This is a genomic window from Methylobacillus methanolivorans (genome assembly GCF_044751345.1).
Taxonomy (GTDB): domain Bacteria; phylum Pseudomonadota; class Gammaproteobacteria; order Burkholderiales; family Methylophilaceae; genus Methylobacillus; species Methylobacillus methanolivorans.
In genome coordinates this window covers 279,015-303,413 of the sequence record NZ_JBIWXY010000001.1, presented here as the reverse complement: position 1 = coordinate 303,413, position 24,399 = coordinate 279,015, and the positions used below count along the sequence as shown (strand labels likewise).

Sequence of the window (24,399 nt, the reverse complement as noted above, 5' to 3'; positions counted from 1 at the left end):
TAGTGCGGTATTTTTAGCAAAAACCAGGCCAACAAATAACCAATTGTTTATTAACAACTTACCCATCAACACAACCACACATCGCACCAAATTAAAACCATCAATCGTGCATTGCACCAATAAAGTGCAATTTTGAATTCACAACTTCCAGTTTTGACACCTATCATTAATTTATGCACCATGAACCGGTCCCAACAGGCTTCTAACCAGAAAGTGACCACATGTTTGAATCAGCCGAGCTTGGCCATAGCATCCCTGATGATCTCTACAAAAAAGAGCTTCCTGCTCTGCGTGAAGCCTTGCTTGACCTTCAGTTCGACTTGGCTGAGGCCAAGGCTTTCCCCGTGCTGATTCTGATTGGTGGTGTGGATGGCGCTGGGAAGGGAGAAACGGCTAACCTGCTCAATGAGTGGATGGATCCACGTCTGATACACACTTGTGCATTTGGTCCGGCAACGGAGGATGAAGCTGAACGCCCGCATATGTGGCGCTTCTGGCGGGAATTACCCCCCAAGGGCAAAATCGGGATTTTCTTCGGTTCATGGTATACCGCGCCGATTTTGGAAAATCTGGCAGGTGGAAAGTTGCGTAAAAAGCTGGATAGCCATCTCAGCGATATTGTACGTTTCGAGCGCATGCTCACCGATGAGGGCGCACTTATCATTAAACTCTGGTTCCACCTTTCCAAAAAACAGCAGAAAAACCGCATTGCCGAATTGGAAGCCAATCCCAAGACTCGCTGGCGCGTCACGGAGCAAGATAAGCAACATCTGAAGCACTATGACGAGTTCCGCACGCTTACTGGCCATATCCTGCGTGAAACCAGCACAGCCAACGCGCCCTGGATGGTGATTGAGGGGTTTGACCCCAACTATCGTAGCCTGACTACAGGAAAATACTTGCTCGACATCATCCGCGCCCGGCTTGATAGCAAAGCCCCCCCGCTACGCAAGGCAGCCGCGCCTGCCCTGGCTCTCAAGCCCGTGGATGATCTCAACGTACTCAACACGCTGGATTTGAGCAAATCCCTGGACAAGGATGACTACGAAGACCAGCTGGAGGAATATCAAGGCAAACTTAACCTGCTCACCCGGCACGAAAAATTCAACCAGCTTTCAGTAATTATTGCTTCTGAAGGTGTGGATGCCGCCGGCAAAGGTGGCGCCATTCGCCGCGTCACCCAGGCGCTTGATGCACGCACCTATAGCATCATCCCTATTTCGGCTCCATCAGATGAAGAAAATGCGCAACCTTATCTCTGGCGCTTCTGGCGACAATTACCGCGCCGTGGGCGCGTGACGATTTTTGACCGTACCTGGTATGGCCGAGTGTTGGTGGAACGAGTAGAAGGTTTTTGCAGCACTCAAGACTGGATGCGTGCTTACGCAGAAATCAATGATTTCGAGGAGCAATTGCTTAACCACGATATCGTGCTAGTGAAATTCTGGCTGCATATAGACCAGAAAGAGCAATTAGCCCGTTTCAAGGCAAGGGAAAACACCGCGTTCAAGCGCTACAAAATCACCGACGAAGATTGGCGCAATCGTGAGAAATGGGACGACTATCAACGAGCAGTCTGCGACATGATAGACCGCACCAGCACAGAGCGGGCACCCTGGACATTGGTAGAATCTAATGACAAGAAATACGCACGCATCAAGATACTCAAGACGATTTTCGAACAGCTAGAGCGCAAGCTTGAAGCGCTGAAGTAGCGTAACCTCAGTAAGGCGAACAGCTATCCAGCATTTACATCCTCAGGCGATATTTTCTGCCCGTTCAATCTGGATGTGCTGGATGGCATCTGGGTCACCGATCCAGAAGTAATAAAACTCCCGCACCACGGCCAGGAATAAGCGCTGGGTAGGCTTCATGGTAAAAACACCTACCGTGGCATCCACCGCATGCCGGTAAACTTTATGGTCGCGCTCTGGTGCGTCGCGTAGCTTGAGTAGGAGTAGTTTCACTAAGCGCAATCGAGTATCGACCAATGCCTGGTCAGCGCCCTCCTGACGCAATGCATGGCTATAAGCCTTGAGTGGCCAAGTATCCGCTACACCAAACTTCTCGTTATCCAGGCGTTGCCACAAGGTTTTGAGATCGTGCTCGACGGGCTGCCACTTCGTTGGGTTAAGCTCAAACTCATGCCCTGCATTCAAGGCAGCAATCGCCTTGATATCCTGATTCCAGAAATGGTAGTACTCGCGTACCACGGAGAGGAAAAATGGCCATTGCTCGCGCTCTACTTCGGTCAACAGCTGCTCAACGGCTTCGCGGTAGACTAGGCCATCTACTGCTTGCCCGGTAATCGCGGGAATCAATGCGAGTAGCCAATGCTCTCGCTCTTTAAGCCCTTCATCATCAACGCCCTTATTCTTGAGCAACCTGAGATAGGCGGTCATGGCTTCGCGTTCGCGGATATCATTCATGGGCTTGGTACAACTCGCTTACGGTCAATTCAGAAAACAGCTCCCAATCGGGATACCATCGCAGTGTAAGCATATTAGCGGCATCCTCCAAATGAAATTTAGGGACTTGATAGTAGGAATACATGACCTCATATCACATCTTATTCCAGTCTTGCTTGCCAATCACCTGCCCAAGAGAAGAAACCACATAGGATGACACTACGTTACCAGCCCAGCCATACATAATGACAGCAACGTTTAACCTCATTTAATATGGCACCTGCCCTTTAAACCTAGCATCACGGATTGGATTTGGCATGAATCAGGAACAAGCCCTGGCCTATATGCATACATTGCTACGCTCGATGCTGGAGAAAAAAGCGTCCGATCTGTTTATTTCCGCAGACTTTCCCCCGGCGATGAAAATAGACGGCAAGATGACGCCAGTCACCCAACAGAAGCTGACAGGCGAACACACCAAAGCGTTTGCCTATGCGCTGATGAACGACAAACAACGCCTAGAGTTCGAGCAAAGCAAAGAGTGTAACTTTGCCATCTGGCCCAAGGAGATAGGCCGTTTTCGCGTCAACGTCTTTATCCAGCAAGAAAAAGTCGGCATGGTATTGCGCACGATCACCACGCAAATCCCACGCTTTGATGATCTGGGCCTACCGCCGGTACTCAAGGAAGTGATCTCGGCCAAGCGTGGCTTGGTGATCTTGGTGGGTGGTACCGGTTCCGGTAAATCCACCACGCTTGCCGCCTTGATCGATTACCGCAATGAAAACAGCCATGGCCATATCATCACCGTGGAAGACCCAGTGGAATATGTCCACGCCAGCAAGAACTGCCTGATCACGCACCGCGAAGTCGGGCGTGACACCAATGATTGGTTTAGCGCACTCAAGAACACCTTGCGCCAGGCGCCTGACGTGATCCTTATCGGCGAAATCCGTGACCGTGAAACCATGGAATTCGCCCTGGCCTTTGCCGAAACTGGCCATCTATGCATGGCGACACTCCATGCGAACAGCGCCAACCAGGCCATAGACCGCATCATCAACTTTTTCCCAGAAGAGCGTCATGCCCAGCTGCACATGGATTTATCGCTTAATTTGCGTGGCTTTATCTCGCAGCGACTAGTCCCCAAGAAAGGCGGAGGACGCTGTGCTGCGATTGAGATTCTGCTCAACTCACCGCTAGTGGCCGACCTCATCCTCAAGGGCGAGACCGGCATGGTAAAGGATGCCATGGCAAAATCGGTCGAGCTGGGCATGCAGACCTTTGATCAAGCCTTGTTTACCTTGTGTGAAGAAGGCCGCATTACCGAAGACGATGCATTACGCAACGCTGACTCCTATAACGAGCTACGCCTGCGCTTCAAGTTGCATGGCAAACACGCCGCTGCCGAAGATAACAACGCACGTGTGGATGCACTATCACTGCATGAAGAAGAACCCGAAGAAGAACCTGACCCACTGACACCATAATGGAACTCTATTTACTCATCATTGCCATCATCGGCGCCTGGTACTGGATAGACAGCATTTCCAGCCGTGAACAAGCCATTGCCTGTGGGCGCGAACTGGCAGAGCGCTGGAACCTGCAACTGCTGGACGAAACCGTTTCGTGCAGCAAGGTATGGTTTGGTCGTAACAGCCGAGGGCGTATGCAATTACAACGTACGTATCAATTTGAAGTCAGTGCCCGCGGCAGTGATCGCCTGTCATGTGAACTGGTCATGCTGGGCCGCCATTTGCAAAGCTGGCATATCCCACCCTATTTGCAACCCGTGCCGTCCAACCCGCTGTATTAGCGCTACATCATCTACATTGGCAGAGCAGCTTGCCTACGAAAAGACATTAACCCAGCCTGTCTCAACGATGTCAGAATTTAGCAACATCAGGGGCCGTTTTGCCCCCTCCCCTACAGGACCTTTACATATCGGTTCGCTTATTGCCGCAGTTGCAAGCTATCTGGATGCACGCAGCAATCAAGGGGAATGGCTGGTACGCATTGAAGACCTGGACCTCCCCAGGCAAATGCCAGGCGCTGCCGACTTGATTTTACGCACCTTGGAAGCCTATGGTTTTGAATGGGATGGCGAAGTGATATACCAAAGCCAACGCGATCACTATTACCAGGATGCCTTGCACATGTTGGCAGCGCGTGGCTTGGTCTACCCCTGCGGCTGCTCACGCAAGGAAATCGCCGATTCTGCCATCCACGGCATTGATGGCTTGGTTTATCCTGGCACCTGCCGCAGTGGGCTGGCCGCAGGCAAACATGCGCGGGCATGGCGTATTCAGGTAGACGATACGCCCATCCATTTCCATGACGCGGTACAAGGAGAAATCAGCCAAGTGTTATCGCGCGATATCGGCGATTTCGTCCTCAAGCGTGCCGATGGATTGTTTGCCTATCAACTCGCAGTGGTTGTCGATGATGAAATGCAAGGCATCACGCATATCGTGCGCGGTGCTGATTTGCTGGATTCGACTCCCCGGCAGATTTTCCTGCAACGAGCACTAGGCTATGCTCATCCGGCTTATCTGCATGTGCCAGTGGCAGCCAATATGGCAGGTGAAAAACTCAGCAAGCAAACACTGGCGCAAGCGCTGGATAGCGATAATACAAGCCATGATTTATGGCAGGCGCTGGCATTCCTGGGGCAAGAGCCGCCAGTCGAACTCCAAACAGATCATCATGCAGCGATATGGCAGTGGGCTTTGTCGCATTGGCAACCTGCTCATATCCTGCGGCAACGCACTATCCTGATCTAGAGCATTAAGGACGCACTGCCATTTCCAGGCGATTACGTCCGGCTGCCTTGGCACGGTAGAGTGCTTTGTCCGCCAGCCTGAGTAGCTCATCTGCCGTGTTCCCATGTACAGGGAAGAAAGCCAGGCCAAACGAGGCCGAAACCTGCCCTAGCGAACGGCCAAAATGCTGTAACTGCAAGGCAAAAATCACTTTGCGCAAATGCTCTGTACGCTCCATCATGATCTCGGCTTCAGTTTCCGGGAAAATCAGCACAAACTCCTCGCCACCAAACCGGCACACAATATCGCTGGAGCGCGAGTTTGATACCAACAAGGCCCCCACTTCGCGCAGCAGGAAGTCACCCGCATCATGGCCGAAGGTATCATTGAAATTCTTGAAATGATCCAGATCGAGAATCACCACACCCAACTGGCGTTGTTTACGCTGGGCAATGGCAAGCTCGCGCTGTAACGACTCTTCCATATACCTGCGATTGAACAATCCTGTGAGTGGATCACGCACCGAGAGGTTACGCAGGGTTTCCTGCATTTTCATACTGGCTAGCGTCAATGCCACCTGGTTAGTGACGGTAGAAGCCAGCTTCAATTGCACATCATCGAAAACCTGCTCATGGTGATTTTCTAAATACAGTACGCCCAATACATTTCCCTGGGCGATGATAGGCACACAAAGACAACAAACGCCTTCCGACACTTGCACATGACGACACTTCAAGGACTCAGGGCGCCCATTCATGGCATGAATTTCCCCTCGCCTCAAAGCCCAACAGTTCTCGGGTTGAAAAACTGGCTCACTTTTGAGGCCTATGCCCCAACTCATTCTTTCCTCAAGTTGGTTGCGCGACTCGCGAAACAGGTAAAGCGCACCAGCATCAACATTGAACAATTGCATGGCAAATTGCCGGATCATGCCCAATGACTCATCAACGCTGCTACAAGCTTGCAGCAAACTACTCAGTTCCCCCATCAAGGCCTGGTTACGCAAGGTGACCTGGTTTTGTCCCTGAATCTCCCGCAATGTCACTTCCAAGCGGCGATGCTGCACGATCTCGCGATACATATGAATCAAGATGAAGCCAAGCATCAATAATAAGCTGATCCCAGTCAGGCCCAGCATATGCTCCCATTCCAGCTCCTTGCTGTTACTGCTATCCATGCGACTGCTCAGCAAGGAGTTTTCATGCCGATGCATCTCTTCCAGCAGGCTTCGTGCCTGCAGCATCAACATCTGCGCTTGATGGCTAAATGCTGTATACGTGGTATTACCCAGATCCAAGCCTTCAATATTACGTGCGGTTTCTTCTAGCAAGGCCTTGGCCACATGTTCAAACTGATTCAGTTTTCTATGCAGATAATGATTGGATGTCAGCGCCTTGAGCTCTTCAATTTCAACACCAAGCAGCCCTCTGGCGTGATTAGTCTGTTGCAAACTTTCAATGTTGTGGCTGACGAAATAGCTGATACGTCCCAGTTCAAGTGCATCAATGTCGGTTCGCAAATGCTCAATCCGGGCAAGCACCTGATAGGTATGTTCCAATAAATTGCGCGAGCCGATCAGTTCATTTGTCAGTCGGTTCATCATCCATAAGAACGAAGGCACCAATGTCAACACAACAATTAGCGCCAGGTGGCGCAATGCCAGCCATTTTTGTAGCTTTGCCCACCACTTTCTCCAACGCTGATTCACTACCATTCAGTTTGCTTTTTCAAATAAATTAAAATAGTCAATTTTTACCTCACTATAGTCAAATTATTTTAGCTGGGCAAGCCAGCTGGCTGTACGATATGTGCAATCCTTTCTTCGAGATTTAGCACAAATGGTATCATTCCATCTTAGCCATCCGCGTTTTAAAGTCTAAGATATCCATGCAAATCAGCGACCAACTGCACCGTTTCCTATTTGAAAGCACTCCCGTCAGAGGCAATATTGTTCACCTGGACGATAGCTTTACCCAGGCCCTGCAGCACCATCATTTTCCTGCGGTGCTGCGCCAATCGCTTGGCGAATTGATGGCAGCCAGTGCATTGCTAGCCGCCACACTCAAGCTGCAAGGCGGTGCCTTGATTTTGCAGGTACAAGGCAAAGGCCCACTCAAGCTGTTGGTTGTGGAGTGCACGGCTGACTTAGGCGTTCGCGCCACGGCCAAATGGTCTGACGATCTCAATGACATGAGCTTCAGCGACATGGTCAGTGACGGACATTTCGTCATTACCCTCGACCCACGCGATGGTGGGCAGCCTTATCAGGGGATTGTGCCGGTCGAGGGAAATAGCATCGCCGAGATATTGCAGAACTACATGCAACGCTCGGAACAGATTGATACACGTATGTGGCTTGCCTGCGATGGCAAAAGTGCTGCGGGCATGCTGCTGCAGAAGTTGCCAGACCAGCCCGATGCAGCCGACCCAGATGCCTGGAATCGTATCGCCATGCTTGCAGATACCGTGCAAGATGAAGAACTGCTTAACCTCGCTGCTGTTTCATTGATCAAGCGTTTATTCAATGAGGAAGATGTGCGCCTGTTCAAGGAGCAAGCACTGAAGTTTCACTGCAACTGCTCACGTGAAAGCGTAGGCAACATGCTGCGCATGCTCGGTGAAGAAGAAGTCGCAGAGATTTTGGCTGAGCAGCATACGATTGATATCAACTGCGACTTCTGCAACACCGAATATCATTTTGACCAGGTAGATGCCGAACAATTGTTCAGCGCGGAAATCGTCCTACCCGGCAACAACGTCCGCCACTAAATATTCATCAAGCTTAATCACTGCCCCGAGTAGAAGCCGCCTTTTGGCGGCTACGCTCAAACAGGCACACCGCCGTTGCCGCAGCGGCATTCAGTGACTCCACCTGCCCTATCATAGGAATACTCACTTGTTGGCTTGCTGCCGTGATCAATGCCTCGCTCAAGCCAGCGCCTTCATTGCCAATCACGAATGCGGTTGGCTGCTGCAAATCCATGCCATAGAGCGAAGTGCCCGCCAGTGTAGTCGCCAGCGTCTGCCCGCCAAATGCTTGTGTTACCTCCACCAGGTCCGCACGCTCGACGATAGGCAGCACAAACTGCGCGCCCTGGCCGCCACGTAAAGCCTTGGGCGACCATGCATCGGTGCAGCCCATGGAAAGATAAACACCTTCCACCCCAGCCGCTGCCGCAGAACGCAGCATGCTACCCAGGTTGCCTGGGTCCTGGATATCTTCCAGCATCAGCACAAAATCTGCTTGCTCCGGCATTGGCAAACTCGGAATATCAACCAGGGCAAGAATCCCTGTCGGCGTTGCCACGGGCGATAGCTCGGCAAACATCAGGGTCGTGAACATCACGGTGGGCACATCGGATAACTCCTGTAACAGCGCCCCCACCTCATACGTGGATTCACCTTCTGCCGTGATCAACAGCTTGGGCAGGCCAAAGTGCTCAATATAGGCCTGCAGCAAATGTACGCCATCCAACAAGGTTTCATTGTTTTTGCGGCGCTCCCGCGTATTGTCAGCCAGCTTTTTCAATTGCTTGAACAGACTGTTATCGCGGGAGGTGATATGTTTAAATGTCATGAAAAATCGCATTCAGCACAAGATGCGGGCCATTTTACCGCATCCGCACAAAAACACCCGTCCCGACGGAGGAGACCCCATGAACGACAAACAGCTCGTCGCCATCCAGGCGGCACGCCATGTGCAAGATGGCATGGTGGTAGGCCTGGGTACAGGCTCAACCGCGAATTACTTTATTGAGGAACTGGCACGCCGCCATCGTGAAGAGGGCCTGCGCATTACCGCCGCTGCCAGCTCGGTGGCCAGTACTATCCAGGCGCGCGAGCAAGGCTTGCCACTGGTTGCACTGGAGCACTTGGGCACACTGGACCTTTATGTAGATGGCGCTGATGAAGTCACCAGCAACCTTGCACTCCTTAAAGGGCGCGGTTACGACCTGGTGCGTGAAAAGCTCTTGGCACGTGCAAGCAATCGCTTCATTGTACTGGTCGACAAAAGCAAGCTGGTAGGTCACCTTGGAGAAAAATTCCCTATCCCGGTCGAAGTCATTCCCTTTGCCTGGCAACTGGTTCAGGCATCTTTGCAACAGTTAGGTATCGCAAGCAGCCTGCGGCAGAATGCCGCCAAAGATGGCTGGGCCATCACATCGCATGGCAGCCTGGTACTCGAGCTGACGCTACCCAAGACATTGCAGAGCAGAGAACTCAACCAATTGCTCAACGATATTCCAGGCATTGTTGAACATGGCGTTTTCGAGGAGCTGGCTGATGCCGTATTTGTTGCCGATCAAGGCCAAGTGGAAGAAATCTGGAAGACAGCTGAGCATAGCCAATGAGAACTGAATTTATCCTTGCAGCCATAACCGCAGTCAACGATGCCGTGCTCAATAGCGAGGCAGAACTGGAGTCGCTGGATCGCGAGATCGGCGACGGCGATCACTTCATCAACCTCAAGCGCGGATGCGCCACCCTGCTCGCCATGCGTGAAGAGCTTGCGCCACTACCGCCTGCCGACGTATTGCAACGCATCGGCATGAAACTGCTATCCACCATAGGCGGAGCCTCGGGCCCGCTGATCGCCACCTTCTTCATGACCATGGCCAAGGTGGAAAAAGCTGGCGACATCAGCACGCTAGCCGAAATATCCGCTGCCTTCACTGCCAGCGTCGAAGCCATCAAACAGCGCGGTAAAGCCAATGCTGGCGAAAAAACCATGCTGGATACCCTGATCCCGGTAGCAAACACGTTTAGCAGTCTCACAGCGGTAAACGCCGAACCGACCCAGGTATTCGATGCCATTCAGCAGGCCGCCGAGCAAGGCATGCTGTCGACCAAGGACATGATCGCCACCAAGGGCCGCGCCGCCTTCCTCGGCGAGCGCGCCATTGGCCATATCGACCCAGGCGCACGCAGCAGCCAGATCATCATCCACACCATTACCGAACTGGCAAAACAGCACCAGGCTGCCTGAAGCCAGCGCAAAGGAGGAGAGAAAAACATGAAAAAATTCATCAACAACGTCGACGACATCCTCACCGAAAGCCTGAGCGGCTTTGCTGCGGCGCATTCGGATATCGTCAGCCTCAACCTGGAACCGCACTTCTTTACCCGCAGGGAAAAAGCAGAAAACAAGGTCGCCATCATCTCCGGCGGCGGCTCGGGCCATGAGCCGCTGCACAGCGGCTATATCGGTTATGGCATGCTGGATGCCGCTTGCCCAGGCCACGTGTTCACCTCACCATCCCCAGATCAGATGTTGGCAGCAGCTGAAGCCGTACACGCTGGCAAGGGTGTGCTGTTCATCGTCAAGAACTATGCCGGAGATGTCATGAACTTCGAGATGGCAGCTGAAATGCTGCCGTTCGAAAATGCTACCGTGCTCACCAGCGACGATGTCGCGGTGGAGAACTCCACCTACACCACCGGTCGCCGCGGCGTGGCTGGCACCGTCATCGTCGAGAAGGTCGTCGGTAGCCTGGCCGAGACCGGGGCCGACCTTGCCGCCTGCAAGGCGCTCGGTGACAAAGTCAACAGCCGCACCGCCTCCATGGGCGTCGCCCTCACCAGCTGTACCGTACCCGCAGCGGGCAGGCCTACTTTCGATATTGACGAAACAGAACTGGAAATGGGCGTCGGCATCCACGGCGAACCTGGTCGCAGGCGCGAAAAAATGAGAAACGCCGACGCCATCGTCGCAGACCTGGTCGCCGCCATCCTGGAAGACCTCAAGCCAACGCAGGGCAGCGAAGTCCTGCTCCTGATCAATGGCTTTGCCGCCACCCCGCTCATGGAGCTATACCTGCTCTACAACAGTGCAGCCAAGCTGCTGCAAGCGCATGGCCTGGTTATCAGCCGTTCGCTGGTAGGCAACTACACCACCGCCCTCGACATGGCGGGTGCCTCCATCACCGTCACCCTGCTTGATGATGAAATCAGGCAGCACTGGGATAGCCCGGTGCATACTGCCGCATTACGCTGGCAGTGCTAACCGAGACTCATAAAATAAAGATGCCGCGAGCGACATCTTTATTTGGATTTATGTTTGCAATGAATTATGAAGAAGGTTAGGGGTTTAGGATTTCATACAGTGCAATACCCATTGGTTATTGCACCCTAGGTGAGCTACGATAATTTTATTTGTTGTTGCTACCTTGCTTACCAAAAGCTGGTCGTAATCGGTCAGAAATATCATCTTCTATAATTTGAAGAACCTCATTAGAAACATCATATTGTCTAATAATTATCTTGTACTCACCTCTAAACCAATGATGCAAATGGAGCGCATACGTTCCCTTGTGCCCCTGCCCCATGTGCTGCTCAATTCTCTTCTTAACATCAGTTGTTGATGAACCAACATACATAATGGATGAAGGAGAATTCAACTTTGCACATGCCCTCTCCTTTTTTTGTTTGTAGCGAGAAAAATCTAAAAATGTCTGTTCAGGATTACCATTTATTTCTTCAATTATATATATCGCCTTGTCCCCGAAACTGAGCGCTGAAAGATCATTCCCTTCAAACTCTTTTATGGACTTTGCTACCTTTGCTGCTTGGCAGTTCGCTATAAGTTTATCAATGTAAGACATTTGAAATCACCGCTAATCCCTGAATGAATTGTTAAAGAGGCTATCGCGCAAAGAATTTATCGACCCCAAGCAATCGTGCCGCTCCATTTGCATGCTTTGATTTTGAGATGATATAACCAACGATTGTGCAACGAATCATTAACCCTAGTTCATCGGAATGACCAGAGTGCTTTAGCCCCAAGAATAGGTTATTTAAGCCGTCCGTAATCTGATCATCAGCCGATCCTGGTTGGATTCTATTAAGACCTCCTGAATAGATAGACTTCTTAATACCCGTTCTTTCTATAAATCTATGAATATATGGATGATCGCTTGTGCTAGCAGCATCCAACTCATATTCAATAACAGAGTCTGTTACTCCGTACTGAAGGCAAAGAGCACTGTAGAGCCTGCAGCCCACCATCATCAGAAGGTGATTGGGTGCATCCTCAGTAGGAAGTTGTGCAGCGAATATAGCGAGAGCTGTCGTGCCAAAAGACGTATCTTCAGCTTTGTCGATCCATGTGGAAAACTCTTTAGCCTGCGGATGTCCATTATTACCTGCTTTGCGGAAGCAGCTGATGGCAAAATCTATGTCATAGGGACTAATGCTTGCGCCACCGTTTATGAGGGCCAAATTGTATAGAGCGGACACATGCCCACTAGCTGCTGCCACCCTAAAAAATTTGTCAGCATCATAAAAGTTGCCATTCTGTAGACACCACACCCCTTTGGAGTAGTCATCTTCTGTTTCTTTGATTTTGCTTTTAAAGAATGGATTGCTAAACAGTGCCATCTTCATTTTCCCCGAGTTCGCCGAATTACTTAATGTAAGTGCCTAAATATAATTTATACCGCCTAAAATTTTTCAGGATAATATTTCAATTCCATTATTGAGTCAGCGCTTCTAAACACACTGACTCAACTTTACTCAAAGCAACTTCGTCCCCTTAGGCACCACCTTATCCGGCACGCACAAAGCTACCGCGCCATTCTCATCATGAAAGCCAGTCACCAGGCATTGTGATTGGATCGGGCCGATCTGCCTCGCCGGAAAATTGACCACCGCGACCACTTGTTTGCCTATCAATTCAGCAGGCTGGTAGTGCGCAGTGATCTGGGCGCTGGATTTCAGCACGCCGATCTCAGGGCCGAAATCGACATGCAGAATGTAGGCTGGCTTGCGGGCGGCGGCGAATGGCTCGGCGGAAACCACTTCGCCCACGCGCAGCTCCACCTTGAGAAAATCCTCGAAGCTAATTTCGTTCATGGGCTTAGGCCTTTTTCACGAACTCCGATTTCAGCTTCATCGCGCCGATGCCATCGATCTTGCAATCAATGTTGTGATCACTATCCACCAAGCGAATGTTTTTCACCTTGGTGCCAACCTTGACCACCAGCGATGAACCTTTCACCTTGAGATCCTTGATCACGGTGATGGTGTCGCCATCTTGCAGCAGGTTGCCATTGGCATCCTTGACGATAAAGTCACTACTTGTGGATTCGTCACTGGTAGCGCTCCATTCATGCGCGCATTCCGGGCAGATCAATAATTCACCGTCCTGGTAGGTATATGCGGAACTGCATTGTGGACAATTGGGTAATTCGCTCATTACTAACACCTATTCAAATCATGGTTATATGGAGGCAGTGCTGCGCTTATCTCGCTAGTTAGGACACTGGCGGTCATCGGCTGTATTGCCGTTTTCTGGGAATTATCTCAAATCGAACTGGGAAAGCCCAATAATTCAGCTCATTGTGGATTGCAAAGATGCGTTATTTCTCTACGCCTTCTCATACCCACCCACCTCTATGAGGCGATTTACACTGGCTTGCTCATTTCCATCACAATCAGATCCTCTCGCTGAGGTACGCCCACCCCAGCATAGAGAGGATAAGGCTCACAATGTCCGGTCAGGGCATAACCCCTACGCTCGTAATAAGCCTGTAGCTCTGGCCTGGAGGACAACACCAGCATTTTTAGGACATGGGCACCATATTGCTGGGTAGCAAGCACTTCGGCAGCTTGCAGCATGGTCTTGCCCAATCCTTGGTTCTGGCTACTCGGCAAAGTGGCCAGCATGCCGATGTAACAAGCCAACCCTGCTTGCTCGATATGCACACAAGCCAGCAAACCTTGCTTGCCACGCATGACCAATATACTTGAGCCTGCCCGGAAAAGCGCTCGTACCTGTGCAGGCGATATCCGCAGGCCTGATACCAAGGCTGCTTCGTGTGTCCATCCGTGGGTATGCCCTTCTGGGCGGTATGCCTGGTTAACCAAGGCAGCAATAGCATCGGCATCCAGCGCACTTGCTTGGTCTATGCAGGTAAAGCCATCCATCGGTGTGAGCACTCCTTTGCAAAGCTGCGATTATGCATGATTCAGTGCCAACCTAATGCCAAACGCAATCAGGGTGACCCCAGCTACCCGCCTACCCCATACCGATACACCTGATCTTTTGCTTAAACGCTGGGCAATCTTGCTCCCCAGCCATACCAGCAGCACTTGATAAAACAAGCACACCAGCGTGACATGCAACATCATGATCAGCAATGTGCCTACGGAAGCATCTGGTTTGAGAAATAGAGGAAAGAAGGAAAAGAAAAATAGCACAGCCTTGGGGTTGGTCATGCAAACTGCAAATGCACGACGCCAATATGCACCCTCACGACGCGTGAGCATCTTGGGTTCGATAACCGCATATGCCCTCGTGCGTAACAGTTGCATCCCTATCCAGCACAGATAGCCAGCCCCCAGCCACTGCAAAGATGAAAACAACAAGGGATGAGCCTGCATCACCGCAGCCAGCCCTGCGACGGCCGCGACCATCCAGACCATGTCACCCAACAGGGTACCTGCAACCGCTGCCATGCCAGCCATATGGCTACGCGCCGCCGCGTTTAAAATCGTAATGGTGCCTGGGCCTGGAATCATCTGATAAACAAGGATAGCGGCAATAAAGCTTGGATAATGCTGGATGTCGAACATGATCAGTATTCAAAAAAACGCTTACTCAGGAGTGGTTGTTTCAGGCTCATGTGTATAGGTGAGCTGGCAATAATATGGGACATGTTCCTCATGCTGGAGGAATGCACATCCACGCTTGATCTCATCAATGATCAGGCTACAACGATTGGCAGCATGACAGGGTGGATGCGTTGCCGGGCTCACATTTCTGCACCATTGCACCAGTATATCTGCTTGCTGCTTTCCTGCCTCGCTTTCACAATCTGCGCCTCCCGCCATTGCATTCAATAGCGGAAAACCAAGGCCGATGACCAAAATAATAATGTTAGCTCTCATGAAATGATTACTTTCTCAATATGCTGTCAGGCCAAGTGTGACATATAAAAGTGTGAAACATCGATGCCACAAGCCATCGCTGCTGCTGCAAAGCAGGCTACCAGGGAATGCTATACTGCACCATTCATCATCAACGCCGCCTGCCCATGCCCAATCACATCGCCAAGCTGTTTCTATGCGCTACTTTATCCACACTCGCCCTGCCTGCGTTTGCCATTGAGCAGATCAAGCCTGGCCAGTGGGAAATTTCAGTGGCCCTGCAAGGCATGCCTGCTATTGCCCCTGAGCAGCTGGAGCAATTACGCCAATTCGGTATTGAATTGCCCGTGGGCGGCAATGCCATCGCCACACAGCAATGCGTTACACCAGAACAAGCCAAGCTAAAACAACCACTACTGCCGCAGACAGAAGATGGCTGTAGCGTGCGTAATTACAAGCATCAAGGTAATAAAGTCACTGGCGATATTAGTTGTAATGGTGCCATCAAGGGCAATGGCCGCTTTGATATGACCTTGTTCAGCGAAAGTGCCTTTCAGGGCAATATGTCCATGCAGGGAACTGCACAAGGCCTGCCCGTCAACCAGAACTCTTCCATCAGCGGCAAATGGGTCAAGCCTGCTTGCGATGCTGATATTCCCACTTACCAGCCATAACCAATTTAAATTCAACTTATGCAACTAGAACGTATCCTGCATTCGCAGGGCTTTGGCTCCCGCAAGATTTGCCGCTCCATGATTCGCCACGGTGAAGTGACGGTAAATGGCGAACTCTGCGATTTCCCTTTCACCGAATTCGAGACAGACAACCTGCACTTCACGGTGCGTGGCGTAGCGTGGCAATTCCGCACCCAAGCTTACCTGATGCTCAACAAGCCAGCGCATTACGAATGCTCACACAAACCCCAGCACCACCCCAGTATTTTTAGTCTGCTACCTGCTGCCCTGTTGGAACGCGGCGTGCAAAGCATAGGCCGGCTGGACGAGGACACGACTGGCCTGCTGCTGCTTTCGGATGATGGCCAATTCATCCACCGCATGAGCTCGCCGAAATGGAAAGTGCCTAAAGTCTACGAAGTGACCACCAAGCATCCCTTGGATCAGGCGCAAACCACCTTGCTGCTGAACGGCGTGCAGTTGCTGGATGAACCAGCGCCTGTGGCAGCACTCGCCGCTGATATCATCAGCGACCATGTACTGCACCTGACACTGGCAGAAGGCAAATACCACCAGGTCAAGCGTATGCTGGCTGCGGTGAGCAACCGCGTTGAGGCATTAAAGCGCATCCGCATCGGCAACCTAGCCTTGCCGGATGACCTCGCCGAAGGCGAATGGCGCTGGCTGGATGCCGCCATGCTGGAGGCCGTTTCTCCGGTACGCCAGGCATAAGCACGATGGGAATGCATGAAAAACATCTCATGCATTCCTTGCCCAGCTGGCATATTTTTACCGTATAATCTGCTTTCCCTGCGCTACATCCAATCCGCGCAGCGGTCTTTAATATCAAAAAGATACCTTCCTGCTGTCTGCCTAGATTGGAGTTATGTCATCGTAACAGGCCGACAAAACACCCTTGAATATAATGGAGTTTCAGCTTGTCTTCTGACGTGAGCATTGCGCTTTCCAACTTACAATTTTCCGATCTCGGCCTGGCAGAACCTATTCTGCGTGCGATTGCCGATACTGGCTATACCAACCCAACCCCGATCCAGGCCCAGGCTATTCCCCTGGTACTCAATGGCGGCGACCTGTTAGCAGGCGCACAGACCGGGACAGGCAAGACCGCAGGCTTTACCCTGCCCTTGCTGCACTTGCTGCATAGCAAGCCACTCAAGGCCAAGGCAGGCCAGCCACGTTGCCTGATCCTGACACCGACACGCGAGCTTGCTGCCCAGGTGGAAGAATCGGTGCAAACTTACGGCAAACATCTTTCATTGAAATCCATGGTGATGTTCGGCGGTGTGGGTATCAACCCGCAAATCGAGCGCCTGAAAAAACCCGTCGATATCCTGGTGGCCACACCCGGTCGCCTGCTTGATCACGCTGCGCAAAAAACCATAGACCTTTCCGCCATTGAGATACTGGTGCTGGACGAGGCCGACCGCATGCTGGACATGGGCTTTATCCGCGACATCAAGCGTGTATTGGCGCTATTGCCCAAGCAACGCCAGAACTTGCTGTTCTCCGCGACCTTCTCCGACGAGATCAAGGAACTAGCTGATGGCCTACTGCACAACCCTGGTTATGTAGAAGTAGCTCGCCGCAACACGGCATCGGAGCTGGTCGAACAAACCGTGCACCTCGTCAGCCAAGGCCATAAGCGTGACTTGGTCGCCCACCTGATTCGTCACCACGATTGGAAGCAGGTGCTGATTTTCACCCGCACCAAGCACGGTGCCAACCGCCTGGCAGAAAAACTTAGCAAGGACGGCATTGCCGCTGCCGCAATTCATGGTAACAAGAGCCAATCTGCTCGCACCAAGGCGCTGGCTGAGTTCAAGGACGGCACCTTGCCAGTGCTGGTCGCAACCGATATTGCTGCACGCGGCCTCGACATCGACCAATTGCCTCAGGTGGTCAACTTCGAGCTACCCAATGTACCGGAAGACTACGTGCACCGTATTGGCCGCACGGGTCGCGCCGGTTGCTCAGGTGCTGCTGTTTCACTGGTAGATGGCGAGGAAGTCAAACTGCTCAAGGGTATTGAGCGCCTGATCAAACGAGAAATTCCAAAACTGGACATTCCTGGTGAGTTCGTCCCTAGCGAAAAACCCGCTGTAGAAAGCCGCCCACCAAGACCGCAACAGGCACCATCACGCCAGGCCAAGAACAACCGCCCGCAAGGTCAAGGTCAGCGCGAGCGTGACGATAACGCAGGCAATAGTGCCGAACCACGCAGCAACAAGCAGCGTCAAGGCAGAAACAACCAGGCCAAAAACCAAGCCAGGCCGCAGCGTGCTCAAGGCCAGCAACAGCCTGCCCAGCATCAAGATCAACGCAACAAGCCTCAAGGCCAAGCGGATCAAGCCAAGAAAAAGCCAGAAAAGTTCTTGTCTGAAGCTGCTCGCCACCAGGCCATGCCACAGGTGGGCCTATTCGTGCCGCCACAGCCACCCAAGCGCCAGTTTAACAATAACTCCGGGCAGCGCCCCAATCGGGGTCGCCGCTAGCATTTGAACCCTATGCAGGCGAACACTGCGGCCCAGCAACTGCTGGAGCAAACCTTCGGCTACAGCGCCTTTCGTGGCGAACAGGAAGCCATCGTCAATCATGTGGCAGACGGTGGCGACGCGCTGGTGCTGATGCCGACAGGTGGTGGCAAATCACTTTGTTACCAGATCCCGGCACTGCTGCGGCCAGGCGTCGGCATTGTTGTTTCACCATTAATCGCCTTGATGCAGGATCAGGTGGATGCCTTGCGCCAGCTCGGCATTGATGCTGCATTCCTCAACTCCAGTCTGGATGCTGACACTGCACGCAGCGTTTACCAGGCATTGATGCGTGGTGAGCTGAAGGTACTGTACGTCGCTCCCGAGCGGCTGATGACGCCTAATTTCCTCAGCACCTTGCATGAAATCCAGCAGCGCTTCGGCATCGCCCTGTTTGCGATTGACGAGGCGCACTGCGTATCGCAATGGGGGCATGATTTCCGGCCAGAATACCGCCAGCTTACGGTGTTGCATCAAGAGTTCCCCGCAGTACCGCGCATTGCGCTGACTGCCACGGCAGATACCCCGACTCGTAATGAAATAGTCGAGCGCCTCAACCTGGAAGACGCCCGTCAATTTATTTCAAGCTTTGACCGCCCTAACATTCGCTACCGTGTGGCATTGAAAAACAACGCCCGCAAGCAATTACTCAACTTCCTCGAATCCGAGCATGCCAACGATGCAGGTATCATCTATTGCCTGTCGCGGCGCAAGGTGGAGGAAACAGCAGCCTGGCTCAAGGAACAAGGCTGGGATGCGCTGCCCTACCATGCTGGCTTGGATGCAAGCGTACGCCAGGCCAACCAGCAGCGTTTCCTGCGCGAGGAAGGTGTCATCATGGTGGCCACCGTTGCTTTTGGCATGGGTATAGATAAACCCAACGTGCGATTTGTCGTTCATCTCGACTTGCCCAAGAGCATGGAGGGCTATTACCAGGAAACTGGCCGTGCAGGCCGCGACGGGCTGGATGCCAATGCCTGGATGGTCTATGGCTTGGGCGACTTGGTGAGTATGCGCCAGCTCTTGGATGGCAGCGATACGCCAGAAGAAAGAAAGCGCCTGGAACGCCAGAAGCTGGATGCCTTGCTCGGCTACTGCGAATCCACAGCCTGCCGCCACCAAGGTATCTTGCGTTACTTTGGCGAGCAGCATCCGGGTCATTGCGGGCAATGCGACAACTGCCTCAACCCGGTGGACACCTGGAACGGCACAGAAGCTGCCCGCATGGCGCTTTCATGCGTGTATCGCAGCGGACAGCGCTTTGGCGCAGGCCACCTCATCGACATATTGCTTGGCAAGACCACGGAACAAATCAAGCGTTTTAACCACCAATCGTTATCCACGTTTGGCATTGGCAAAAGCTTGAGCCAGACGCAATGGAGCAGTGTGTTTCGCCAGCTGGTCGCAGCCGGGCTGCTTTCCACCGACATGGAGGGCTATGGCGGCCTGCGCCTCACTGAGGAAGCCCGGCCACTATTACGTGGTGAAAGTGAAATCTGGCTCCGCAGTGACCCTCCCGATGCACGTGCAAGCACTGCCGAACGCGCCAGCCGCAGCCGCGAAGCTTACAAGGAGGTTCAAGATAACCCGCTCTGGCTTGCCCTCAAGGCCAAGCGCCTGGAGCTGGCCCGAGAGCAAGAAGTACCGCCGTATCTGATTTTCCACGACAGCACCTTGCTGGAAATCCTCAATCGCCGCCCTGGCAGCCTGGATGAAATGAGCCGGATCAGCGGCATTGGCGCTAGCAAACTGGAGCGATATGGCGATGAATTCCTGGAGGTATTGGAAGAACATGCCCATTAATACAAAGGCCGACTATCATGCAAATTTGGGTTGATGCAGACGCCTGCCCGGTGGCAGTCAAAGAAATCTTGTTCCGCGCGGCTGACCGTACCGGCATTATGGTGACGCTGGTTGCCAACAAGCTGTTGCGTGTACCGCCCTCAGCGTATATCCGCGCTTTGCAGGTGCCTGGCGGGTTTGATGTCGCGGATAAGGAAATCGTGCAAAAACTTCAACCGGGTGATCTGGTCATTACCGCAGATATTCCACTCGCGGCAGAAGTCATCGCCAACGATGCCCATGCGCTGAACCCGCGTGGAGAAATGTATGACAAGGGCAGCATAGGCGAAAGGCTTGCCATGCGGCACTTGATGGAAGACTTGCGTAACAGTGGCGTGGAACTGGGTGGCCCATCTTCATTCAGCCAGGCAGATAGACAGGCATTTGCGGCAGCACTGGATCGCTTTATTGCCCGGAATGCGACAACAACATCAAACCAACCAGATGTAAAAAAAACATGATGACTATCAAACGTATATTGTGCCTTGTTCTCTCATGCTGCCTATTGGCTTGCACGGGTACCGGAACACCCGAGGGCTTAAGCCCTGTGGCAGACTTCAAGCCAGATGAATATTTGGGCACTTGGTATGAAATCGCCCGCCTTGATCACTCATTCGAGCGCGGCTTGCACGAAGTAACAGCAACTTACAGCAAACGCGAAGGTGGTGGCCTGAAAGTGATCAACCGTGGGTACGACCCGGTAAAGCAACGCTGGAAAGAAGCAGAAGGCAAAGCTTATTTTGTTGATGGCCCTAATATCGGCAAACTGAAAGTCTCATTTTTTGGGCCATTCTATGGCGCTTACAACATCTTGGTACTGGACCGCCTTCATTACAATTTTTCGCTGGTCGCCGGCCCTGATCGCCATTATCTCTGGATACTGTCGCGTACTCCCGAACTCTCCTACCCGGTCAAGGCTGAGTTGATTGCCAGGGCACAACACCTGGGTTTCGACACGAGCAAACTCATTTTTGTCGAACATAACATCCAGACAGGGATGAAACTGCCCCATCAAGACACCATGCGTCACTAGCACTCACCCACAAAACAAAAAGCCTGTGGGTAGCCACAGGCTTTTTTCTTTACATCTAGGCAGTTAGTTCTTGACGATCAGGTTATTCTTCACCGATTTCACGCCTTCAACTGCTTTGGCCACCTCGCCAGCCCTCTTGATCTGGGTCTTAGTATTCACGAAGCCACTCAACTGCACGACACCTTTGTAGGTTTCCACGCTCACTTGCAAGCCCTTGAAGCCCTCTTCCTTAAGAATATTGGCTTTCACTTTGGTCGTGATCGTGCTGTCATCCACGATGCGGCCTACCTCTTTTTTCTGCTGTGCAGTCTTGTAATTGCTGTACTCTTCCTGGCTCAGCTTGCCATCCTTGTTTTTGTCGGCAGCATTGAAGTGCTCTTTGGTATAAAAGCTATCACGACTTGCCTCAGTGTAGTTCAAATGCCCGTCATTATTGGTATCAAGCTCATGGAACTGCTTGACGTCGGGGCTCTGGTTCAGTTCATCAGAAATGGATACTGCCCATGCGCTGCTTGCAGCAACGCCCAGTAACACGCTGATAACAGCAGAAATCATATTGGTCTTGATATGACGATGCATATTACTCTCCTCAAAAGTACAACGATAAATGACTACCCATGACTGCATGGTAATGTCTTCCGACAGCCATCACCGTCGGCCTATCGCTACACATCATGTCAGAAGCAACTGACACTTCATGCCTCTTTAGATTCGCGTTTTTTACATGTGTAAGGTACAGTCCCCCCTCAACAATTTGCCATAGTAGTCGTAAAGACTATGGCTTGAGTCACAACAAGGAATTTGCATGAAATTGAATACACGCCTGATGCACGGGTTGCTGATGGCCACGCTGGGTGCCAGCAGCTTGGCACACGCCGAAGTCGAGGAAGATGGTCGCTTCTGGATCAATCTGACCATGGAAGGCATGGTGTCGAAGGAAAATCATGTGGGCTGGTACGCAGAGCTACAACCTCGCCTGAAAGAAGAAGGTCGAGAGCACGACCAAACCATCATCCGCCCCGCCATCAACTACTGGATTTCAGACCGAGCCAGTATCTGGCTGGGTTATGCCGACGTCAGGACACACACCGCACAAGGTACTAATCACGAACAACGCTGGTGGCAGCAGTTCATGTACACCTTCCCACCTACGGCAAACGGGATCGTCATCACCAGCCGCACCCGGCTGGAACAGCGTAATTTTGATATTGGCAATGACACAGGACACCGTGTACGCCAACTGGTACGCGCGATCAAGAAAATCGAAGGCTCCGAATCGCTGAGCTGGCTGATATGGGATGAGTTGTTCGTCAGCACGCGCAGCACGGATTGGGGTGCTCTCAGTGGCTTTGACCAGAACCGTGCCTTTGCCGGCGTGGCATGGCAAGCGGCCTCGAATGCCAGGTTCGAGATCGGCTATGTCAATCAATATGTACGCGGCAATAGCTTTGACCGCATGAACCATATCCTGTCGACTTCGCTGTTCCTGCGTTTCTAGGCTGACACTACGACAGCTTGGTAGGAATGATCGCCAGCAGGTGAAAACCTTGGTTAGGGGCGCTGGTAATATCCACGCGCCCCCCTATCGCCATGATGCGGTTACGAATACCAGAAAGACCATGAGTGCTTGCCACCGTCTTGGCGAGATCAACGCCCACACCATTATCTTCAATTTCCAGCTTGAGGTAATCCAGCTCATCCACCATATGCACTGACACCTTGGTCGCATAGGCGTATTTGCTGGCATTATTCAGGCTTTCCTGCACGACACGGTAAGCAATCAAACCCAGCGTTTCGGGCAGCTGCATCTGCCCGTCCGGCAGGATAATATCCAGTTCCCAATCATTGCGTTCTGCCATATCCTCAATCAGCGATTTCAGCGCAGGCCAGAAACCTATTGTCGTAATGATCGAGGGATGCAGGTTTTGCACCACCTGGCGCTTGAACTGAATACCTTGATTCAAGTATCGCATGGTCTTCTCTAGCTTTTCGACAACATCAGGCGCGCTATCCTTGACCCGGCGTATCGTCCATGAAATATCCATCTTGGTGGCCGTGAGAATCGAGCCCAACTCATCATGCAGGTCACGCGCCAGTTTTTGGCGTGCGCGCTCGACATCAGATTGATAATCCAGCGCCAGCGTTTTCATCATATGGGAATTACTGCTAATACGTTCCTCATAGGCTGCGCAATCACGTATCAATTGCTGGCGCAAATGATCGCGGCTGTTCATTTCCTGTACCAATTGGCGAATCACCAAGATCACCAGCAGTAATAAGATCAACGCCGTACCTACCAATGCAATCCGGGTAATGACGATGGTCTGCTCACGCTTGATCACCAGTTTTTCCCGAGCCTCGTACTGTTGGTCCAGCAACGTCTGCGAATACTGCATGAAGCGCGCCATCTCAATCATGCCTTGATCAAGCTTGACCACTTGCATGGCCTCATCCACCTTGCCAGCCTGCAATAATGAAATCGCCATCTTCATTTCGACATTCTTGGCTTCCAGTATTGCACTCAAGGCGATCACCCACCCCTGCTCCTGCTTGTCCCGCATGGCGACACTTTGACTGGTAAACAAGCCTTCAATCTTGCGGATATGGCGACGTGACTCCTCAATTGCTTGGTTAAAGGTCTCCACCAGCTCCTTGCGCTGACTCAACAAATAACCCCGCTGGGCGCTCTCTGCAAGATTGAGGCTGGTGCGCAGCTCCTGCAACCCATTGATATTACGTTGCACCTGGCTTAACTGCGCGTTCTGCTGCTCCAGCTCAACCAGCCATGCATCAGTAAACATCACGGAAATTAACGCAAGGATCATGGAGGCAAACAGGATAGCCAGCACCCGCCCCCCGAGTCTGCGAACGATGCCCTCACCCCATGCATTGATATTGTTAGCTATGGCCTTGATATTCATCGATTTCCAAACGTCATGTAAGTATTTTCTGACAAGCGATTCAGTCGCTGTCTGCTAATTCGTGAATGGTGAGGAGCCTACAGTGTAAACCGTACATCAAACAACCAAGGAGAAAATGATGTTGCATTATTCAGTGATCTTTTTTGTGATTGCCTTGATTGCAGCGTTCTTCGGCTTTAGTGGTATCGCCGCAGGCGCGGCAGAAATTGCCAAGATCCTGTTCTTTGTTTTCCTGATTATTACGATCGTCTCGCTGATTGCTGGTATTTTGCATAAGCGTTAATCAGGCATCTGCACTTGTAACATCACAACAAAATTCACCAAAATCCCCCCATAGACA

General features: G+C 52.0%; 28 protein-coding genes. 16 read left to right on the top strand and 12 right to left on the bottom strand.

Annotated features, from left to right (window positions below; genetic code table 11):
• Positions 1-221 precede the first annotated feature (221 nt).
• The gene (gene pap, locus ACIKP9_RS01515; RefSeq protein ID WP_400878369.1) at positions 222-1,715 is read left to right on the top strand and encodes a polyphosphate:AMP phosphotransferase; all 1,494 of its coding nucleotides are present in this window, start codon (positions 222-224) and stop codon (positions 1,713-1,715) included.
• Between the two features lie 42 nt (positions 1,716-1,757).
• Here pap and ACIKP9_RS01510 read toward each other — a convergent pair whose 3' ends face one another.
• Positions 1,758-2,429, bottom strand: coding sequence for a hypothetical protein (locus tag ACIKP9_RS01510; protein ID WP_400878366.1), 672 nt, complete (start codon positions 2,427-2,429; stop codon positions 1,758-1,760).
• A gap of 296 nt (positions 2,430-2,725) precedes the next feature.
• Here ACIKP9_RS01510 and ACIKP9_RS01505 point away from each other — a divergent pair, with 296 nt between their 5' ends.
• The 3 genes from ACIKP9_RS01505 to gluQRS all read left to right on the top strand — a co-directional run bounded on the left by ACIKP9_RS01505 (position 2,726) and on the right by gluQRS (position 5,191).
• The gene (locus ACIKP9_RS01505; RefSeq protein ID WP_400878363.1) at positions 2,726-3,898 is read left to right on the top strand and encodes a PilT/PilU family type 4a pilus ATPase; all 1,173 of its coding nucleotides are present in this window, start codon (positions 2,726-2,728) and stop codon (positions 3,896-3,898) included.
• Positions 3,898-4,224, top strand: a complete 327-nt coding sequence (locus ACIKP9_RS01500; RefSeq protein WP_230346892.1) for a DUF3301 domain-containing protein — start codon at positions 3,898-3,900, stop codon at positions 4,222-4,224. Before ACIKP9_RS01505 ends, ACIKP9_RS01500 begins: the two co-directional genes overlap by 1 nt.
• 67 nt (positions 4,225-4,291) lie before the next feature.
• A complete protein-coding gene (gene gluQRS / locus ACIKP9_RS01495) occupies positions 4,292-5,191 on the top strand; it encodes a tRNA glutamyl-Q(34) synthetase GluQRS (RefSeq protein ID WP_400878360.1) in 900 nt (299 codons plus the stop codon).
• 4 nt (positions 5,192-5,195) lie between these two features.
• Here gluQRS and ACIKP9_RS01490 read toward each other — a convergent pair whose 3' ends face one another.
• Positions 5,196-6,884: a diguanylate cyclase gene (locus ACIKP9_RS01490; protein WP_400878357.1), complete on the bottom strand. Its 1,689-nt coding sequence runs from the start codon at positions 6,882-6,884 to the stop codon at positions 5,196-5,198.
• 173 nt (positions 6,885-7,057) lie between these two features.
• On the opposite strand from ACIKP9_RS01490, the gene hslO reads away from it, so the two are divergent.
• Positions 7,058-7,939, top strand: coding sequence for an Hsp33 family molecular chaperone HslO (hslO, locus tag ACIKP9_RS01485; RefSeq protein ID WP_400878354.1), 882 nt, complete (start codon positions 7,058-7,060; stop codon positions 7,937-7,939).
• Between the two features lie 13 nt (positions 7,940-7,952).
• Here hslO and ACIKP9_RS01480 read toward each other — a convergent pair whose 3' ends face one another.
• Positions 7,953-8,747 carry a TrmH family RNA methyltransferase gene (locus tag ACIKP9_RS01480; protein ID WP_400878351.1) on the bottom strand — a complete coding sequence of 265 codons (795 nt, stop codon included), beginning with the start codon at positions 8,745-8,747 and terminating at the stop codon, positions 7,953-7,955.
• A gap of 79 nt (positions 8,748-8,826) precedes the next feature.
• On the opposite strand from ACIKP9_RS01480, the gene rpiA reads away from it, so the two are divergent.
• From rpiA to dhaK, 3 genes are read left to right on the top strand one after another with little or no spacing between them, the layout of a single operon-like run.
• Positions 8,827-9,522 (top strand): ribose-5-phosphate isomerase RpiA, encoded by a 696-nt coding sequence (gene rpiA / locus ACIKP9_RS01475; protein WP_400878348.1) that lies wholly within the window; start codon positions 8,827-8,829, stop codon positions 9,520-9,522.
• Positions 9,519-10,157: a dihydroxyacetone kinase subunit DhaL gene (dhaL, locus tag ACIKP9_RS01470; protein ID WP_400878345.1), complete on the top strand. Its 639-nt coding sequence runs from the start codon at positions 9,519-9,521 to the stop codon at positions 10,155-10,157. Before rpiA ends, dhaL begins: the two co-directional genes overlap by 4 nt.
• A 27-nt stretch (positions 10,158-10,184) precedes the next feature.
• Positions 10,185-11,174: a dihydroxyacetone kinase subunit DhaK gene (gene dhaK / locus ACIKP9_RS01465; RefSeq protein ID WP_400878342.1), complete on the top strand. Its 990-nt coding sequence runs from the start codon at positions 10,185-10,187 to the stop codon at positions 11,172-11,174.
• 145 nt (positions 11,175-11,319) lie between these two features.
• On the opposite strand, the gene ACIKP9_RS01460 is transcribed toward dhaK, so the two are convergent.
• From ACIKP9_RS01460 to ACIKP9_RS01430, 7 genes are all read right to left on the bottom strand, one after another.
• A complete protein-coding gene (locus ACIKP9_RS01460) occupies positions 11,320-11,772 on the bottom strand; it encodes a GIY-YIG nuclease family protein (protein ID WP_400878339.1) in 453 nt (150 codons plus the stop codon).
• A gap of 40 nt (positions 11,773-11,812) precedes the next feature.
• Complete coding sequence (locus tag ACIKP9_RS01455) at positions 11,813-12,547, bottom strand: SEL1-like repeat protein (protein ID WP_400878337.1); 735 nt, start codon at positions 12,545-12,547, stop codon at positions 11,813-11,815.
• A 135-nt stretch (positions 12,548-12,682) separates the two neighbouring features.
• A complete protein-coding gene (locus ACIKP9_RS01450; RefSeq protein ID WP_400878334.1) occupies positions 12,683-13,021 on the bottom strand; it encodes a tRNA-binding protein in 339 nt (112 codons plus the stop codon).
• A 4-nt stretch (positions 13,022-13,025) separates the two neighbouring features.
• Positions 13,026-13,364, bottom strand: a complete 339-nt coding sequence (locus tag ACIKP9_RS01445; RefSeq protein ID WP_400878331.1) for a zinc ribbon domain-containing protein YjdM — start codon at positions 13,362-13,364, stop codon at positions 13,026-13,028.
• A 209-nt stretch (positions 13,365-13,573) separates the two neighbouring features.
• On the bottom strand, positions 13,574-14,095 hold the full coding sequence (locus tag ACIKP9_RS01440; RefSeq protein WP_400878328.1) for a GNAT family N-acetyltransferase: 522 nt from the start codon (positions 14,093-14,095) through the stop codon (positions 13,574-13,576).
• Between the two features lie 30 nt (positions 14,096-14,125).
• Positions 14,126-14,743 carry a LysE family translocator gene (locus ACIKP9_RS01435; protein ID WP_400878325.1) on the bottom strand — a complete coding sequence of 206 codons (618 nt, stop codon included), beginning with the start codon at positions 14,741-14,743 and terminating at the stop codon, positions 14,126-14,128.
• A 21-nt stretch (positions 14,744-14,764) separates the two neighbouring features.
• Positions 14,765-15,058 (bottom strand): hypothetical protein, encoded by a 294-nt coding sequence (locus tag ACIKP9_RS01430; RefSeq protein ID WP_400878323.1) that lies wholly within the window; start codon positions 15,056-15,058, stop codon positions 14,765-14,767.
• A gap of 107 nt (positions 15,059-15,165) precedes the next feature.
• Here ACIKP9_RS01430 and ACIKP9_RS01425 point away from each other — a divergent pair, with 107 nt between their 5' ends.
• The 6 genes from ACIKP9_RS01425 to ACIKP9_RS01400 all read left to right on the top strand — a co-directional run bounded on the left by ACIKP9_RS01425 (position 15,166) and on the right by ACIKP9_RS01400 (position 21,138).
• Entirely contained in the window at positions 15,166-15,711 is a 546-nt protein-coding gene (locus tag ACIKP9_RS01425) for a DUF3617 domain-containing protein (RefSeq protein ID WP_400878321.1), read from the top strand.
• An 18-nt stretch (positions 15,712-15,729) separates the two neighbouring features.
• On the top strand, positions 15,730-16,443 hold the full coding sequence (locus ACIKP9_RS01420) for a pseudouridine synthase (RefSeq protein WP_400878318.1): 714 nt from the start codon (positions 15,730-15,732) through the stop codon (positions 16,441-16,443).
• 206 nt (positions 16,444-16,649) lie between these two features.
• Entirely contained in the window at positions 16,650-18,224 is a 1,575-nt protein-coding gene (locus ACIKP9_RS01415) for a DEAD/DEAH box helicase (protein WP_400878315.1), read from the top strand.
• Between the two features lie 12 nt (positions 18,225-18,236).
• Positions 18,237-20,066 carry a DNA helicase RecQ gene (gene recQ / locus ACIKP9_RS01410; protein WP_400878312.1) on the top strand — a complete coding sequence of 610 codons (1,830 nt, stop codon included), beginning with the start codon at positions 18,237-18,239 and terminating at the stop codon, positions 20,064-20,066.
• A 17-nt stretch (positions 20,067-20,083) separates the two neighbouring features.
• On the top strand, positions 20,084-20,566 hold the full coding sequence (locus tag ACIKP9_RS01405) for a YaiI/YqxD family protein (protein ID WP_400878309.1): 483 nt from the start codon (positions 20,084-20,086) through the stop codon (positions 20,564-20,566).
• Entirely contained in the window at positions 20,563-21,138 is a 576-nt protein-coding gene (locus tag ACIKP9_RS01400; protein WP_400878306.1) for a lipocalin family protein, read from the top strand. Before ACIKP9_RS01405 ends, ACIKP9_RS01400 begins: the two co-directional genes overlap by 4 nt.
• Positions 21,139-21,201: 63 nt before the next feature.
• Here the strand turns inward: ACIKP9_RS01400 and ACIKP9_RS01395 are convergent, their stop codons facing one another.
• Entirely contained in the window at positions 21,202-21,717 is a 516-nt protein-coding gene (locus ACIKP9_RS01395; RefSeq protein ID WP_400878303.1) for a BON domain-containing protein, read from the bottom strand.
• A 226-nt stretch (positions 21,718-21,943) separates the two neighbouring features.
• Here ACIKP9_RS01395 and ACIKP9_RS01390 point away from each other — a divergent pair, with 226 nt between their 5' ends.
• Positions 21,944-22,636, top strand: coding sequence for a DUF2490 domain-containing protein (locus ACIKP9_RS01390; RefSeq protein WP_400878301.1), 693 nt, complete (start codon positions 21,944-21,946; stop codon positions 22,634-22,636).
• A 7-nt stretch (positions 22,637-22,643) separates the two neighbouring features.
• On the opposite strand, the gene ACIKP9_RS01385 is transcribed toward ACIKP9_RS01390, so the two are convergent.
• A complete protein-coding gene (locus ACIKP9_RS01385; RefSeq protein WP_400878298.1) occupies positions 22,644-24,059 on the bottom strand; it encodes a sensor histidine kinase in 1,416 nt (471 codons plus the stop codon).
• Between the two features lie 118 nt (positions 24,060-24,177).
• Between ACIKP9_RS01385 and ACIKP9_RS01380 the strand changes: the two genes are divergently transcribed.
• Entirely contained in the window at positions 24,178-24,342 is a 165-nt protein-coding gene (locus ACIKP9_RS01380) for a DUF1328 domain-containing protein (protein WP_230348027.1), read from the top strand.
• The last annotated feature ends 57 nt before the right edge of the window (positions 24,343-24,399 follow it).

Coding starts and splice junctions, on each gene's coding strand:
- pap (WP_400878369.1), top strand. CDS start 222: ATGTTTGAATCAGCCGAGCTTGGCCATAGCATCCCTGATGATCTCTAC.
- ACIKP9_RS01510 (WP_400878366.1), bottom strand. CDS start 2,429: ATGAATGATATCCGCGAACGCGAAGCCATGACCGCCTATCTCAGGTTG.
- ACIKP9_RS01505 (WP_400878363.1), top strand. CDS start 2,726: ATGAATCAGGAACAAGCCCTGGCCTATATGCATACATTGCTACGCTCG.
- ACIKP9_RS01500 (WP_230346892.1), top strand. CDS start 3,898: ATGGAACTCTATTTACTCATCATTGCCATCATCGGCGCCTGGTACTGG.
- gluQRS (WP_400878360.1), top strand. CDS start 4,292: ATGTCAGAATTTAGCAACATCAGGGGCCGTTTTGCCCCCTCCCCTACA.
- ACIKP9_RS01490 (WP_400878357.1), bottom strand. CDS start 6,884: ATGGTAGTGAATCAGCGTTGGAGAAAGTGGTGGGCAAAGCTACAAAAA.
- hslO (WP_400878354.1), top strand. CDS start 7,058: ATGCAAATCAGCGACCAACTGCACCGTTTCCTATTTGAAAGCACTCCC.
- ACIKP9_RS01480 (WP_400878351.1), bottom strand. CDS start 8,747: ATGACATTTAAACATATCACCTCCCGCGATAACAGTCTGTTCAAGCAA.
- rpiA (WP_400878348.1), top strand. CDS start 8,827: ATGAACGACAAACAGCTCGTCGCCATCCAGGCGGCACGCCATGTGCAA.
- dhaL (WP_400878345.1), top strand. CDS start 9,519: ATGAGAACTGAATTTATCCTTGCAGCCATAACCGCAGTCAACGATGCC.
- dhaK (WP_400878342.1), top strand. CDS start 10,185: ATGAAAAAATTCATCAACAACGTCGACGACATCCTCACCGAAAGCCTG.
- ACIKP9_RS01460 (WP_400878339.1), bottom strand. CDS start 11,772: ATGTCTTACATTGATAAACTTATAGCGAACTGCCAAGCAGCAAAGGTA.
- ACIKP9_RS01455 (WP_400878337.1), bottom strand. CDS start 12,547: ATGGCACTGTTTAGCAATCCATTCTTTAAAAGCAAAATCAAAGAAACA.
- ACIKP9_RS01450 (WP_400878334.1), bottom strand. CDS start 13,021: ATGAACGAAATTAGCTTCGAGGATTTTCTCAAGGTGGAGCTGCGCGTG.
- ACIKP9_RS01445 (WP_400878331.1), bottom strand. CDS start 13,364: ATGAGCGAATTACCCAATTGTCCACAATGCAGTTCCGCATATACCTAC.
- ACIKP9_RS01440 (WP_400878328.1), bottom strand. CDS start 14,095: ATGGATGGCTTTACCTGCATAGACCAAGCAAGTGCGCTGGATGCCGAT.
- ACIKP9_RS01435 (WP_400878325.1), bottom strand. CDS start 14,743: ATGTTCGACATCCAGCATTATCCAAGCTTTATTGCCGCTATCCTTGTT.
- ACIKP9_RS01430 (WP_400878323.1), bottom strand. CDS start 15,058: ATGAGAGCTAACATTATTATTTTGGTCATCGGCCTTGGTTTTCCGCTA.
- ACIKP9_RS01425 (WP_400878321.1), top strand. CDS start 15,166: ATGCTATACTGCACCATTCATCATCAACGCCGCCTGCCCATGCCCAAT.
- ACIKP9_RS01420 (WP_400878318.1), top strand. CDS start 15,730: ATGCAACTAGAACGTATCCTGCATTCGCAGGGCTTTGGCTCCCGCAAG.
- recQ (WP_400878312.1), top strand. CDS start 18,237: ATGCAGGCGAACACTGCGGCCCAGCAACTGCTGGAGCAAACCTTCGGC.
- ACIKP9_RS01405 (WP_400878309.1), top strand. CDS start 20,084: ATGCAAATTTGGGTTGATGCAGACGCCTGCCCGGTGGCAGTCAAAGAA.
- ACIKP9_RS01400 (WP_400878306.1), top strand. CDS start 20,563: ATGATGACTATCAAACGTATATTGTGCCTTGTTCTCTCATGCTGCCTA.
- ACIKP9_RS01395 (WP_400878303.1), bottom strand. CDS start 21,717: ATGCATCGTCATATCAAGACCAATATGATTTCTGCTGTTATCAGCGTG.
- ACIKP9_RS01390 (WP_400878301.1), top strand. CDS start 21,944: ATGAAATTGAATACACGCCTGATGCACGGGTTGCTGATGGCCACGCTG.
- ACIKP9_RS01385 (WP_400878298.1), bottom strand. CDS start 24,059: ATGAATATCAAGGCCATAGCTAACAATATCAATGCATGGGGTGAGGGC.
- ACIKP9_RS01380 (WP_230348027.1), top strand. CDS start 24,178: ATGTTGCATTATTCAGTGATCTTTTTTGTGATTGCCTTGATTGCAGCG.